Origin of the sequence: Halomonas sp. HNIBRBA4712 (genome assembly GCF_043558675.1) — a bacterium.
Classification (GTDB): domain Bacteria; phylum Pseudomonadota; class Gammaproteobacteria; order Pseudomonadales; family Halomonadaceae; genus Vreelandella.
This window is the reverse complement of sequence record NZ_JBIFXR010000005.1, coordinates 1-13,653: the sequence shown is the minus strand read 5'-3', so window position 1 is coordinate 13,653 and position 13,653 is coordinate 1. Positions and strand designations below refer to the sequence as shown.

At 60.7% G+C, this 13,653-nt stretch carries 13 protein-coding genes and 1 pseudogene; 4 read left to right on the top strand and 10 right to left on the bottom strand.

The window, feature by feature from the left end; all coding sequences use genetic code 11:
- The first annotated feature begins 45 nt into the window (after positions 1–45).
- Entirely contained in the window at positions 46–1,350 is a 1,305-nt protein-coding gene (locus ACGK9R_RS10955; RefSeq protein WP_394581157.1) for a TRAP transporter large permease, read from the top strand.
- Positions 1,351–1,360: 10 nt separating this feature from the next.
- On the opposite strand, the gene ACGK9R_RS10950 is transcribed toward ACGK9R_RS10955, so the two are convergent.
- The 8 genes from ACGK9R_RS10950 to ACGK9R_RS10915 form a co-directional block, all read right to left on the bottom strand.
- The gene (locus ACGK9R_RS10950; RefSeq protein WP_394581154.1) at positions 1,361–2,890 is read right to left on the bottom strand and encodes a diguanylate cyclase; all 1,530 of its coding nucleotides are present in this window, start codon (positions 2,888–2,890) and stop codon (positions 1,361–1,363) included.
- A 246-nt stretch (positions 2,891–3,136) separates the two neighbouring features.
- On the bottom strand, positions 3,137–4,492 hold the full coding sequence (gene mgtE, locus ACGK9R_RS10945; protein ID WP_394581152.1) for a magnesium transporter: 1,356 nt from the start codon (positions 4,490–4,492) through the stop codon (positions 3,137–3,139).
- 162 nt (positions 4,493–4,654) lie between these two features.
- Complete coding sequence (gene otnC / locus ACGK9R_RS10940) at positions 4,655–5,302, bottom strand: 3-oxo-tetronate 4-phosphate decarboxylase (RefSeq protein WP_394581150.1); 648 nt, start codon at positions 5,300–5,302, stop codon at positions 4,655–4,657.
- On the bottom strand, positions 5,299–6,579 hold the full coding sequence (gene otnK / locus ACGK9R_RS10935) for a 3-oxo-tetronate kinase (protein ID WP_394581147.1): 1,281 nt from the start codon (positions 6,577–6,579) through the stop codon (positions 5,299–5,301). Before otnK ends, otnC begins: the two co-directional genes overlap by 4 nt.
- Positions 6,580–6,602: 23 nt before the next feature.
- On the bottom strand, positions 6,603–8,090 hold the full coding sequence (locus ACGK9R_RS10930) for a tripartite tricarboxylate transporter permease (RefSeq protein WP_394581145.1): 1,488 nt from the start codon (positions 8,088–8,090) through the stop codon (positions 6,603–6,605).
- Between the two features lie 36 nt (positions 8,091–8,126).
- Positions 8,127–8,594: a tripartite tricarboxylate transporter TctB family protein gene (locus ACGK9R_RS10925; protein ID WP_394581143.1), complete on the bottom strand. Its 468-nt coding sequence runs from the start codon at positions 8,592–8,594 to the stop codon at positions 8,127–8,129.
- Positions 8,595–8,680: 86 nt separating this feature from the next.
- On the bottom strand, positions 8,681–9,646 hold the full coding sequence (locus ACGK9R_RS10920) for a tripartite tricarboxylate transporter substrate binding protein (RefSeq protein ID WP_394581141.1): 966 nt from the start codon (positions 9,644–9,646) through the stop codon (positions 8,681–8,683).
- A gap of 83 nt (positions 9,647–9,729) precedes the next feature.
- Entirely contained in the window at positions 9,730–10,926 is a 1,197-nt protein-coding gene (locus ACGK9R_RS10915) for a flagellar biosynthesis protein FlgA (protein WP_394581139.1), read from the bottom strand.
- 24 nt (positions 10,927–10,950) lie between these two features.
- Between ACGK9R_RS10915 and ACGK9R_RS10910 the strand changes: the two genes are divergently transcribed.
- Both ACGK9R_RS10910 and ACGK9R_RS10905 read left to right on the top strand, forming a co-directional pair.
- Positions 10,951–11,190 (top strand): hypothetical protein, encoded by a 240-nt coding sequence (locus ACGK9R_RS10910; RefSeq protein WP_394581137.1) that lies wholly within the window; start codon positions 10,951–10,953, stop codon positions 11,188–11,190.
- A gap of 215 nt (positions 11,191–11,405) precedes the next feature.
- Entirely contained in the window at positions 11,406–12,080 is a 675-nt protein-coding gene (locus ACGK9R_RS10905; protein WP_394581135.1) for a GntR family transcriptional regulator, read from the top strand.
- Between the two features lie 33 nt (positions 12,081–12,113).
- Here the strand turns inward: ACGK9R_RS10905 and ACGK9R_RS10900 are convergent, their stop codons facing one another.
- Together ACGK9R_RS10900 and ACGK9R_RS10895 are read right to left on the bottom strand one after the other, a co-directional pair.
- Complete coding sequence (locus ACGK9R_RS10900) at positions 12,114–12,320, bottom strand: hypothetical protein (RefSeq protein ID WP_394581133.1); 207 nt, start codon at positions 12,318–12,320, stop codon at positions 12,114–12,116.
- 219 nt (positions 12,321–12,539) lie between these two features.
- The gene (locus tag ACGK9R_RS10895) at positions 12,540–12,905 is read right to left on the bottom strand and encodes a hypothetical protein (protein ID WP_394581131.1); all 366 of its coding nucleotides are present in this window, start codon (positions 12,903–12,905) and stop codon (positions 12,540–12,542) included.
- 333 nt (positions 12,906–13,238) lie between these two features.
- Here ACGK9R_RS10895 and ACGK9R_RS10890 point away from each other — a divergent pair.
- Positions 13,239–13,653 (top strand): annotated as a pseudogene (locus ACGK9R_RS10890) (transposase); the annotation flags it as partial.

Genomic DNA, 13,653 nt, shown 5'->3' with positions numbered 1-13,653 from the left:
CCGTCTTCGAGTGCGTGTTAACCGAGATCACGAGGAGAAGCCTTCGTGCTACTACTGAGTCTGGTGACCATCGTCACCCTGTTTGCGCTGCTGGGCAGCGGCGTTTGGGTCGCGTTCGCGCTGATGGGCACGGCCTGGATCTCGCTTGCGCTGTTCAGCTCCTTCGAGCCGGGGCCGGTACTTGCCTCGGATTTCTGGGGCGCCAGCTACGGCTGGGATCTCACCGCGCTGCCGATGTTCATCTGGATGGGCGAGATTCTGTTTCGCTCGGGGCTGGCCGACAGCATGTTTCGCGGTCTGTCGCCCTGGCTCAACCGCCTGCCGGGGCGGCTTTTGCACACCAACATCATCGGTAGCGGTCTGTTCGCCGCGGTGTGCGGCTCCTCGGCGGCGACCTGCGCCACCGTGGGCAAGATGACGCTGCCCGAACTCGAGCGCCGTGGCTACGACAGCCGCATGGCGATCGGCACGCTGGCCAGCGCCTCGACCCTGGGGCTTTTGATTCCGCCATCGATCGTCTTGATCGTTTACGGCGTGGTGACCGAGCAGTCGATTTCGCGGCTGTTCATGGCCGGGGTCGGGCCCGGGCTGATGATTCTGGCGCTGTTCATGAGCTACCTGATTCTCTGGTCGCTGATCAAGGGCCGCCGCGCGGGGTTGACCGGAGCCGACGAAGCCGACATGCCGCTGGGCGAGAAGCTTCGCAACACCCTGGCGCTGGTGCCGATTCTTGCGCTGATCGGCGGCATCATCGCCTCGATCTACGGCGGGCTCGCCTCGCCCACCGAGGCGGCGGCGGTCGGAGTGGTGCTCTCGATCATCATCGCCCGCTGCAACGGTCAGTTCGACGCTGGCATCTTCAAGGACTCGTTGTTCGCGGCGATCCGCACCGCCTGCATGATCGCCTTCATCATTGCCGGGGCGTCGTTTCTCACCTCTGCGATGGGCTTTACCCAGGTACCGATGCGCCTGGCCCAGGCGATTGGCGAAATGGGGCTATCGCCCACCATGCTGCTGGTCGCACTGACGCTGCTGCTGCTGATCATGGGCTGCTTTCTGGACGGGATTTCGCTGATTCTGCTGGTGACGGCGATCATCATGCCGGTGATCAGCGCGGCCGGGTTCGATCTGATCTGGTTCGGGATCTATCTGGTCATCGTGGTGGAGATGTCGCAGATCACCCCGCCCGTGGGCTTCAACCTGTTCGTCATCCAGAGTTTGACCGGCAAGGATATCCTGACGATCACCCGGGCGACGCTGCCGTTTTTCCTGCTGATGCTGCTGGCGATCGCCCTGATGCATCTGTTCCCGGCGATCGCGCTCTACCTGCCCCGGGCGATGACCGGCTAGCCCATCGGGCTCACTGCCCGTAGACCGAGACGCCGCTGCGCCCGGAGCGCTTGATGTAGTACATGCTCTGGTCGGCGGCGGCGATCAGCTCGTGCTCGCTTTCGAACACCCCATCCGCCGTGCAGGCGATCCCGATGGAGACCGAGATATAGAGCGCTTCGTCGTCGCATTCGCCCATGGGCTCGTTTTCAAGCAAAGCGATGATGCGCTGCGCCAAGCTCAGCGCGTTGTGCGCCGTTTCGTCGGGCAGGATGACGAGAAACTCCTCCCCACCGTAGCGGCCCGCCAGGTCCGAAACGCCGACCAGCGACAACAGCGCCTTGCCAAAGCGCTTGAGCACCTCATCCCCAGTGCGGTGGCCGTAGCGGTCGTTGAGCGCCTTGAAGTGGTCAAGGTCGATGAATATCACCGACAGCGTGCGCTGTTTCTCCCGGCACTGGGCAAAGCGCTGTTGGAGCTGATCCTCGAGCCAGGCGCGGTTGGCAAGCCCGGTGAGCGGGTCGAGCCGGCTGCGCTCGAGCAGCGTGTCGTGCTCCCGTTCGAGGGCATGAAAGCGCGCCTGTTGGGTTTCGAGCCGGGCGCTGATCGTAAGCGTATGCTGAAACAGCAGCTGCTTGGCCTCGCCCAGCACGGCGTGGCTGTCGAGCGGCAGCGGCACCGCCAGCTTGAGCAGATCGCTAAGCAGGTGGATCTGCTGGTGAATGCGATGAAAAAGCGACTCCAGTAGCTCCACGTGCGCCGACTCCCCGGCGGAGAGTTCGAACAGCAGCGTAGCGAAGGCGTGCGCGGCGTTCGGCGAAAGCCAGGCGTCGGCCACCGGCCCCGAAAGGCGCACGCACATCGCCACCGGGTCCTCTGTGAAAAAGCTGTCGTGGCTATCGCGAATCGCCGTGACGATGCTCTCGGGCAAGCCCCATTTGGCGGCAAGCCAGGCGCCGATGAGAGCATGGTCGCAGCCAAAGCGCTGGCGCTCCTCGCGGGCGAGCTGCAGATGAATACGGTCGCGCGAAGCGTAGAGCGTTTCGGCTTCCTCGGGGTAGGCGCGCTGAAGCGCCAGAATGCCGATATCCTGTAAAAGCGCCACCGTGAACACCTGGCCCGGCTGCTGCGGGCAGCAGGTTTGGGCCAGTTGACTGGCGATCGCCGCCGAGGCGATGGCGCGCTGCCAGGTGGGGGTGGCCACTTCGGTCGTCTGCTCGTCTCTGAAGAGCGCAAAGCTCAACACGGTGGCAAGCGTGGCATCGGTGCCGAGCCGCTGGGTCGCTTCCAGACTTGTGAGCGCGGGGTTGGGCGAGCGCACGTGGTGGGCCGTATTGGCGACTGCGATCAGGCGAGCGGTGAGCGCCGGGTCGTGCTCGATGACGCCGGCGTACTCCTTGAGCGAGGCGCTGGGCGTACGCGCAATCTCGAGCACCTGCAGCACGACCGCGGGGAGCGAGGGCAGCGAGGCCGTCTTCATGAGCGCCCGGCTGAGAAAGCGGGGCAGCCTGTCCGACAGCGCCCGATAAAGCGAGGTGTCTACCGCTGAAGGGCTTTTCATCGTTTCTCCGAGGGCAGGGCGGCTCGCCAGTAAGCGTCATTCATGAGAGATAACCTAATAAAAGCATATAGGTTTGAAGCGCCTGCGTCGTCACAACATGATGTGTAAAAACTGGCGTTAATCCTTATAAGATAAATGCCGCCACGCAAAAATGAAAAATTCAGCGGGCGCTGACGAAGAGGTAGAAAGGAAGGTCGAGGATGAGCGGGCGCCTGGTCTGGCCGTATCGCCCGATCATTGGGGCCGCTATAGAATGATCACCGTCGCCAGACCCAGAAACGAGAGGAAGCCGACGACGTCGGTGATGGTGGTCAGGATGACCGCGCCGGAGAGCGCCGGGTCGATCTGCAGCCGTTTGAGCACCAGCGGTATCAGCACGCCGGAGAGATTGGCCAGGCTCATGTTGATGAAGATGGCCAGCGTAATCACCAGCGTGATGAGCACCTGCCCAAACCAGAGATAGGAGATCAGCCCGACCACCAGCGCCCACACCAGGCCGTTGCCCATGCCTACCCAGAGCTCCTTGTTGTAGAGCCAGCGCTTGTTGTTACCGGCGATCTGGCCCAGCGCCAGCCCGCGAATCACCACGGTGAGCGTCTGGCTGCCGGCAATGCCGCCCATGCTCGCCACCACCGGCATCAGAATCGCCAGCGCCACGATCTGATCCAGCACGGCCTCGAAGCGCCCGATGACGAAGGCCGCCAGAAAGGCGGTCAGCAGGTTGATGCCGAGCCACACGCCGCGGCTTTTGGCGCTGCGCATGATCGGCGTGAAAACCTCCTCCTCGTCGCTGACGCCGGACATGTGCTTGAGCGTCAAATCCGCGTCGTCCTGGGTGATCTCGAGCACGTCCGCGGCGTTGAGCTGGCCCACCAGCAGGCCGTCGCTGTCGCACACCGGTACGAACGGCAGCTCTTTCGAGCGCAGCAGCGCCGCCGCGTCGCTGACCTTCATCTGGTCGTTGAGGGTGAACGAGTCGCCCATGAAGTCATCGACCACTGCCTCCTGGGGCTGCTTGATCAGATCGATCAGCGTCAGCGTACCGAGCAGGCGCTTGTCCTTGTCGGTGATCATGATCTGCTGGGACTCGTCGTCGAGCAGGTGGTGGATACGAATGTAACGCTGCACCGCCTCGAGCGAGACGCCCTGCTTGACGTTGACCGTCTCCGGGTCCATATAGCGCCCCACGACGTCCTCTTCGTAGGCGTGCAGGTTCTCGACCTGGGCGCGAATGTTGTCGTCGAGGCTGGCGTAGACGCTGCTCTTGACGTCGTCGTCGGCGACCTCGAGCACCTCGGCCACGTCCTGGGCATCGAGCCCCTTGACGATATTCTCGATATCACTGACCGACAGGTCCTCGACGTAGTCGGCGCGGATATCCTCGTCGACGTTCGCCAGCACCTCACCGAGCAGCGCCTCGGGAATGTAGTCCCAGAACAGGTCGCGGCTCTTGGCGGGGAAGGACTCGAGCAGCCGGGTGATCTCCCACACATCGAGCTCGCCAAAGAGCGCGCGCAGGGCATCACGATCATCCTCTTCCAGGCGCTGCTGAAGGTAGAGCAGCTGCTCTTCGGTGTTGGTGTACTTCTCTTCTTCGTCCATAGGATCCGTCCCGGGCCGTCGATGGTAGTCACTTCAGTTTATGGCCCGAGCGGTATGAAAGCCATCCGGTCGGCGGAAACGGATGGCGGCGAGTGCGAAAAGCGTCAGGTAGGAAAAAAGCGAAGCCCGTTGGCTTCGCTTGAAGGGCGCAAGCGGTGCGGGTCAGTCGCGCGGGTAGCGCGCTTCGAGCTCGGCGACCTGTTCCGGCGTCAGCGCCCGAGGGTTTTCACCGCGCAGCAGCAAGAAGAGTTTCGCCGTCTCTTCCAGCTCTTCGGTGGCGTACACCGCGGCCTCCAGGTTCTTGCCGGCGACCACCGGGCCGTGGTTGGCCAACAGCACGGCGCTATGCTTCCCCGCCAGGCTTCGCACCGCGTCGCCCAGCGTTTCATCACCGGGCACGTGGTACGGCACCAGCGGCAGCTTGCCGACCCGCATCGCGTAGTAGGCGGTAAGAGGCGGAATACAGTCGCAGGGGTCGATACCGGGCAGGCAGGAGACGGCGACCGAGTGCGTGGAGTGCAGGTGGACGATCGCGCCGGCCTGGGGGCGCTCTTCGTACATCGCAGTGTGCAGGAAATGCTCCTTGGTGGGTTTGTCGCCGCTGATCAGCTGGCCGTGTTTGTCCAGGTGCGAAATGCGCGCGGGATCGAGCCGGCCAAGACAGGCGTTGGTCGGCGTCATGAGCCAGCCGCCGTCGTCAAGCTGGACGCTGATGTTACCGCTCGACCCCATGGTCAGACCCCGGTCGAAAAAGGATTTGCCCATCGTGCTGATCTGTTCGCGCAGGCGATTCTGCTCGTGTGTGCTCATGGAAGTACCTCGAAGGCTCGAGTGAAAAAGTCGACGCCGCCAAAATTGCCGGATTTCAGCGCCAGCGATAGCAAGGCGCCTTTCCGTTGGGTTTGGGTCCAGGGTACGCCCGGGTCGATCTGCTCGCCGATGCGTAGAGCGGTGATGCCAAGCGCAGAGACCACGGCGCCGGAGGTTTCTCCCCCCGCCACCAGTAGCCGCCCCACGCCTTGATCCACCAGCGCCACCGCCAGCTGGCTCAGAGCATCTTCGACCAGATGACCGGCTTTCTCCACGCCAAGACGTGCCTGAGCGGCCTTCACCTTCTCCGGGTCGGCGGAGGCGTAGACCAGCACCGGTTCGCCGTACTCGATACGCGCGCGCGCGAAGGCCAGTGCTTCGTTCCAGTGCGTCTCATCCCTGGCCAGCGCCTGCGGGTCGAGCGCAAAACCGCCCGTTGGATGGCGCGTCAGAAAGTCATCGACCTGGGCAAGCGTTGCCCGCGAGCAGCTGCCTGACAGCACCAGCGCGCTTCCGCAAGCGGGCGCCAGGCGGCCGGGCTCACGGATCACCTCGAGCCAGCCTTTCTCGCGGTATTGGGCGGGTAGCGCCTGACCGAGCCCGGAGCCGCCGGTCACAAGCGCCAGTTCGACGGTGGCGCTGGCCAGCGTTTTCAGATCTTCGTCGTCCACGCTGTCGCAAATGACATGACGCACGCCTTCCTCGCGCAAGGTGTCCAGGCGTTGGCGCGCGACATCGGCGCCTTTGGCCAGCACCGCGCGGCTGACCAGCCCCACGCCGTGGGGCGTTTGCCGAGCAAGCACTCGCACCAGATCCGCGTCGGTCATGGGTGTGAGCGGGTGATGCTGCATGCCGCTGTCGTTCAAAAGCCGGTCGCCGACGAACAGATGCCCCTGGTAGACCGTGCGGCCGTTGATCGGAAAGGCCGGCACCATGACGGTCTGGGTGGCATTCAGGCGCTCGAGCAGCGCATCGGCCACCGGGCCAATGTTGCCCTTGTCGGTCGAGTCGAAGGTCGAGCAGTACTTGAAGAAGATCTGTCGCGCGCCGAGCCCTTGTAGCCAATCGAGCGCTTTCAGCGAGTCGTTGACCGCCTCTGAAGCCGGGCAGGAGCGGGATTTCAGCGCCACGACGACGGCGTCCACGTCGTCCAGTGGCGGCAGCGTCTCGGGAACGCCGATCACCTGAACGCAGCGCATTCCGCCGCGTACAAGGTTGTTGGCAAGGTCAGTGGCCCCGGTGAAGTCGTCGGCGATAGCGCCCAGTACGATGGTCATGGCGAGTCTCCTGAAGGCGTTCGTTAGGTGGCACTACGGCGCCGCGCGCGTTTGATCAGCGGCATGACGAGCGTGGCAATCAACAGCAAGAGCGCAATCGCCAATAACGTAGCGCTTATCGGGCGGTCGAGGAAGATGTCGAAACTTCCCTGGGACATCGACAGCGACCGACGCAGCTCGCTTTCGGCGATCGGGCCCAGCACCAGCCCCAGAATGATCGACACCATGGGGAAATTGATCTTTTCGAGCAGATAGCCCAGAACGCCGAAGCCCAGCATGAGCCAGACATCGAATATCGAGTTGCGCACTGAGTAGGTACCCACGATGCAGCACATGATGATGATCGGCCCAAGCGCCGAGTACGGCACGTTCAAAAGCTTGGTGAACAGCACGATGAACGGCTTGGAAAACAGCAGGATCATGAAGTTGACGATGAAAAGGCCAGCAAAGACCGCGTAGATCAGGTCGCTGCTGGTCATCATGAACATGGGGCCGGGCTGCAGGCCGTGCATGATGAACGCGCCGAGAATCACGGCGGTGGTGCCGCTGCCGGGAATACCCAGCGCGAACAGCGGGACCAGCGCGCCCATCGCGGCGGCGTTGTTGGCGGATTCCGGTGCGGCGATGCCTTCCGGGGTGCCCTTGCCGAATTTTTCCGGGTGTTTGGACCAGCGCACGGTTTCGCTATAGCTGACCATGGCGGCGGTGCTGGCACCGATGCCTGGCAGAATGCCAATGATCACTCCAATGATCGACGAGCGCGACAGGGTAGTGCCGATCTGGCGCAGGATGGGCAGGTCGAAGATCTTGACCTTCACTTTCGTCAGCGGCTGATGGCTTTCGTGGTCGAGGGTGCGCTTCATGACCTCGGAGACTGCGAAAAGCCCCACGATCACCGGAATCAGGCCCACGCCCTCGGCCAGATTGAGATTGCCGAAGGTGTAGCGGCTGGTACCGGTGAGCGGGTCGATCCCGATGGTGGCGATGAAAAGACCCAGCGCGGCGCCGATCAACCCGAAAATCAGCCGCCCGCCCAGCGACGCCACGACGGTCAGCCCCAACACCGCCAGCGCGAAATACTCCGGCGAGGAGAAGCGCAGCGCCGTAGTGGCCAGGATGGGCGTGAAGATGATGAGCGCGATGGTGCCGACGATACCGCCGATGGCGGAGCTCAGCACGCCGATGCCCAGCGCCTTGCCGGCTTCGCCGCGCTGGGTCATGGGGTAGCCGTCGAAGGCGGTCATGACGGCCTCGGGCGTGCCTGGCGCTCGGTAGAGAATGGCCGTGATCAGGCCGGAGAAGACCGTTGCGCCATAGATGGCGGTTAGCACCATGAAGGCGGTGGTCGGCTCCATGCCGTAGGTGACCGGCAGTAGAATCACTACCAGGATCACACCGCTGATACCCGGCAGCGCCCCGCCGATAAACCCGATGAAGACGGCGGAGGTGAGAAGCAGCAGGTTGAGTGGCTGCATGACCACGGCTAACCCGCCCATGAAATGTTCCAGCATGATCGACGTCCTGAAATGAGGGAGTGGGGAGCCGCCTCAGGGCATGGGAATACCGAGCAGCGAGACGAAAACGCCCTGCATCAGCAGCGCGGCAACGACCAGCGTCACGGTGATCGTGATCCACGAGCGGGCGCCGAGCAGTAGAGTCCCGGCCAGTGTGAATAGAAGGCTTGCGATGAGAAAACCGACGCTCTGCATCAACAGCGTATAGCCCGCGGCACCGGCAATGAGCCACCAGTGGCGCGTGCGAGCGATCGAAAAAGCGGGTCGCTCGCTCGTGACAGGTTCATCGGAGTGCGATACCGCGCGGCGCCGTTCCCGCCAGGTCAGGATCAACAGCACGATACCCAGCGCGAAGAGAATGGCCAGCAGCGTTAGCGGCCAGACGCGGGGGCCGATGAACGTGGATACGTCTGCAGAGCCTGGAAATTGCAGCGTGGGATAAAGCCCTGCGATCGCAAGCAGTACGACGCTCAGCGCGAAAATGGTGATCCTTACGTGCATGGCATGTCCTGAAGGGGAGCAGTGAAAGACCGGCCCCGAGGCCGGTCCTTGAAACAGCGGCGAGAGAGCGTGCCGCAGCGCCCGGGTTACTCGTTTTCGAGCAGGCGTGAATAGAGCGTATAGTTGTTTTCCAGACGCTCACGGTACTGCGCACCGTCCATCCAGCCCTCGCGGTAATCGAGGTTGACGCGTTCAGCGTACGCCTGGTAGTCATCGGAGTCGTACACCTCCTTGAAAGCGCTTTCCAGACGTTGAACGATCGCTTCCGGCGTGTCGGCGTGAACGAAGATCGCGCGGTCGTTACCGTCGGTCAGATCCCAGTCGTACTCGACCGTCGTTGGCGCGTCAGGATAATCCTCGAGACGTTCGTCACTGAAAATCAGGATCGGCGCCATCTGGCCCGCATCGATATAGCTCAAAAGCGGGCTCAAGGACGTGGTGGTCGCATCGATGTTGCCGCCCAGCACATTGGCGGTCGCATTGCCGGTGCTATCGTAGGGAATGAAATTCATATCGAGACCCGAAGCGTCGGCCAGCGATAGGAACGCCATGTGGTCCGGGCTTGCGGTGTGTGTACCGCCGACCGTGACCTTGCCGGGGTTCTCCTCGGCGTAGGTCATAAAGGCGTCGAAGTCCTCGAAGCGCTCGGGGTTCACGAACAGCGCCATCACATCGGACTGCATACGTGCCACCGGGGTGAGTTGATCCAGCCCCACTGGGTTCTGACCGGCGGCGAGCGAGGTGACGAGCGTTGTGGAAGCGAAGTCGAGCGTATGGCCGTCCGGTGCGCCGTTGGCGGTGCGCTGGTGCGCCAGTGCTCCCGATGCGGCGGGCAGGTTGATCACGTTGATCCTTGCGCCGCCCACGGCCTCTTCGAACATGGGGCGCACCACCCTGGCAAAGTTATCGGTGCCGCCGCCGGCGCCGGCCGCTACCAGAAACTGCATGGGCTTACTGGGAAAGTTCTCGGCGTCGCTGGCGCTGACGCCGGTGCTGGCACCGATCAAGGCCAGGCCAAGAGCGGTATGTTTGAGCGTAAAGTGAATTGGCATCGTTTTCTCCAAATCGGTTGTTGTTGCTTTTGATCGCTATCGCTAGGAAGTGACGGTGTTAACCACCGCCCGTCATCAAGCAGTCAAGCCTGATCAGCGAACAGGGCGTCCTGCTTGAGGCGAAGCTCCTTGAGTTTGCTGTTCGGCAGCTCGACATCGGCAAGTGTGATCGGCTGACCAGGGGCAATGTCGCGAATGACCTTGGCTCCGGGCAGCAGATAAAACGGCACGTTGGCACTGCCGGCTAACGCTTTGGCGGAGTGAATTTCCGGGCGCAAGCCTTCGATATGACGGTGATGGCCTTTCATCTCCAAAAGCTCTCCTGCCGTGATGGCGCTGGTGGCTCGAGCCGTCAGATCGAACCGAGGCGTGGTGGCTTCGCCGCCGCCCGAGGTCAAGCCGTTGAGCACGACATCCAGCAACGAAATCGGCGCCTCGAGCCCCAGCAGGTGGCGGGGCAGATATACCATGGCGCTATTGCCGCTCTGGCTCAGCACGTGGCCCTTGCCGCGCAGAATCTGCCAAACGTGGGGATCTTCACAGCGCACCACCACGAAAACGCCGCCGGCAAAGCTCAACTCATCCGGGCGGCGCAAACAGTTGAAGACTTCGAGACGGCGGTTGCCTTTGAGCACGCCACCGCGAGACTCGGTGTCGAGCAGCGTCGGAACTTCGGCGGTTCTCAGCACCAGTGCATGAAACTCGGGGAGATCGGGTGCAAGGCCTGTGGCATTGGCCACGTTGACCATCTCGCACAGGTCGGGTACCGAAATCTGGGGGATGGCTGACAGTACATCGCCGCGCGCTCTGACCGTTTCACAGCTGTTGGCCTCATCCAGATACCAGAGCGACGCCATGTCCGCAGCGGCGTACTCTGCACCGTTGCAGCTCACCGTGGCGCTGGCTTCATCCCAGACGAAATCGTATTCGCTGCTCTTGCCCGCCGAGACGATCTCGAAACCGAGCGTTTCGGCCCAGGTCACAAGACCGATCAGAAGGCTGGGCTGATCGCCGTCTAGCGGCGTGAAGAGTACGCCTTGCTGTTTGGCCAAGCGCGTCAGGTAAGGGCCCACTACCGACTCGGTCTCCTTGGTGGCGATACCGACGTGCTTACCCGCCAGTATCGCGCTTTCGGCATAGCGAGCGCCTACATCGGGAATGCCCGTCGACTCGACGAGAATATCGAAGGGCAGGCTTTCGACGGTTTCGAAAGCGGCGGTCGCGATGAAATGTCCTTTCGCCCAAGCGCTCTCCGCCTCCTCGCGAGAATGGCATACCATTATTTCGCTCCGAGAGACGCCTGCGTGCTCAAGCGCTTGCGCAGCCCTTTCCGAGTTGATATCGATCGCGATGCGCGCGGAGAGTTTCTGCATCTGGCGTGCCTGGCGCAGTACGCCGCGGCCGAAATCGCCCGCGCCTGCGACGCAAGCTTCAACCACTCTGGCGCCTTCGAAATGCTTCAAGTAATTCATGATCGATCACTATTTCCCGTTGAGGCGGTACGAAACCGCAATACGATGTTCCGCTTGAGCCGGTCTGATTGACGAAGCGGTCCATCGTTTGGATGGAGGGAATTTAGTGGTATACCATTTTGAGGGTCAATGCGTGACGTATGCTACTTTAGTAGATAGCCTGTTTATTGTGCTATAAGATTATGAAATAAAAAGATTTATTTTATCGTCAAAGATTAATCCAAAATTTGAAAGGTTGAATGTGGTATGCCAATCTTCCGCATTCCTTAATGAAGGTGAATAGCGCCATGGAAGAGAGTACCCGGACCAGTCACGCCGGGTTGGTAGAAAAGGTCGCCCACTACCTGCGTGAGCATATTGTGATGGATCATTTTCAGCCCGGTCAGCGTCTGCCCGAGCGAACGCTGGCACTCGAGCTCGAAGTGTCGCGTACGCCGCTGCGCGAGGCGCTTAAGATTCTTGCGGCCGAAGGGCTCGTGGTGATCTCGCCCCACCGAGGCGCGGTGGTCGCGGATGTGAGTGCCGAGGATATGAAAGAGAAGGCGTACGTACTTAGCGTACTGGAGCAGGCAGCCGCCGAACTCACCTGCGCAGCGGCAAGCGATGACGATATCGCGGAGTTTCAGGCGCTTCACTACGAAATGAAAGCCGCCTTCGTACGCCGGGACCGGCAGAACTACTTCCGCTTGAATCAGGCTATCCACAACCGGATCGTGGCGCTGTCGGGCAACGCAACGCTGATCGACATGCACGCCAACTTGAGTCGCCAACTCTACCGGGTTCGCTATCTATCGAATCAAAAAAACGAAAAGTGGGCGACCGCCATGGACGAACACGAGGCGATTCTGGCCGCGCTGGAAGCCCGAGATGGCAAGCGGGTAGGCCATGAGCTGCGCAATCATCTGGGCAAGACCTGGATCAAGTACGCCAATGGCGAACCGGTCAGCGATCCTGATAAATAGAGCCCGCGCTGTCGTTAGTGAAAGGCGTGATAACTACTTCTTGTTTTTGCCCTTGGGCATGAACGGCAGCACCTTCTTCATCGTATCCGCCATCACCTGGTCGAGCGGCTTGTGCTCAAGGCTAACCGCCGCCCGCGCGGCGGTGTAGGTGCCCTTGTAATCCCGCGCGATTTCCTCATCGCTCATGCTATCGGGTAGCCCCTCTTTCTGGCGTATCGCGTCGATGACGTGCTTGTCCATAAGACTCTCCGGCTGTGATCGTCTCAGTGTAGGCGATGAGCGTCTAGCGAGTGCGTGGTGGGAAAGGATGGGTGGCGTAGGATACGCCGTTTGGAAACAAAAAAAGCCCCCAAGGGTGCTTGATTTGCTGGGGTGTCTGGTGAAGGCGGCGGGAATTGAACTCGCGAACCTTTCAATTAAATCAATATCTTGAATGTCATATTGACTCAATCTTGACAATCAGAATGAGTTACTACCTCTTTGTTCCCCTTGATAGTGAGAGTAATTGGGCATGAAAGAGGGAGGTTGCTGACCGAGCCCTAGCTGCTGCGGGTAGATAGGGTACAGCTGAGGCTGACTCAATGTAGCCGCGAGCCTGTTATCAATGCACGATTTATGATATGCGTAAAAGCCTTTCATCATTTCGCTGTTCGCGGCTACTTTAGCTTTCTCTATCTCGTATTTGCTGTTGATTTCAGATGTGTAAGCATCTTTCCAGGCATTAACTGCGGCAGTGTAAGCTTTTTTAATTTCCTGATTGTCTGGAAAATCGTTCATTTGTTCTTGGAGAAAAATGATTTGTTCGCCCATTTCCTTTGAAGTCATAATTTTATCCTGCGTATATCTGCTTGCTATATAGATTCAAGTTTTTTTAGCCAAACAGTTTATCGGCATTATTTCCAATGCCTTTAATAGTTGTGGGTATCCAGCCCGCGTATATTCTCGCCGTGGTCACTCCACTGGTATGCCCCATTTGTTTTGAGACCCACGCCAGCGGCTCACCGGCGCTGACCATCATGCTCGCGTAGGTGTGACGGGTTTGGTAGGTGCGGCGGTATCGGACGCCGGCGCGTTTGAGTGCGTGGACCGGTAATCCCCCCGAAAAATAATCGCGGTGATAAGTGGAGTTTTGTACTCTGAGGAACCAGGAGATTCCGCATGCGCAAATCACGTTTTACCGACAGTCAGATCATGGCAATTTTGAGGCAGGCCGAGTCTGGCGTGCCGGCTCCTGAACTTTGCCGCGAGCACGGTATGAGCAGTGCCACTTTTTACAAATGGCGTTCGAAGTATGGCGGTATGGACACGTCCATGATGAAGCGCCTCAAGGAGCTGGAAGACGAAAACCGTCGTCTCAAAAAGATGTACGCCGAAGAGCGCTTGGGGTCCGAGCTTCGCCAAGAGGCCCTTAAGGAAAAGTGGTAAAGCCATCTCAACACCGAGAGATGGCCAAAAATGCAGTTGATGCAGGTCGCTGCAGTGTACGGCTGGCCTGTGTAGCCTTTGGCATCAGCGAGACCTGTTATCGCTACCGGTCGAAGCTGAGCTATGAAAACTCGGTGATTGCCGATTG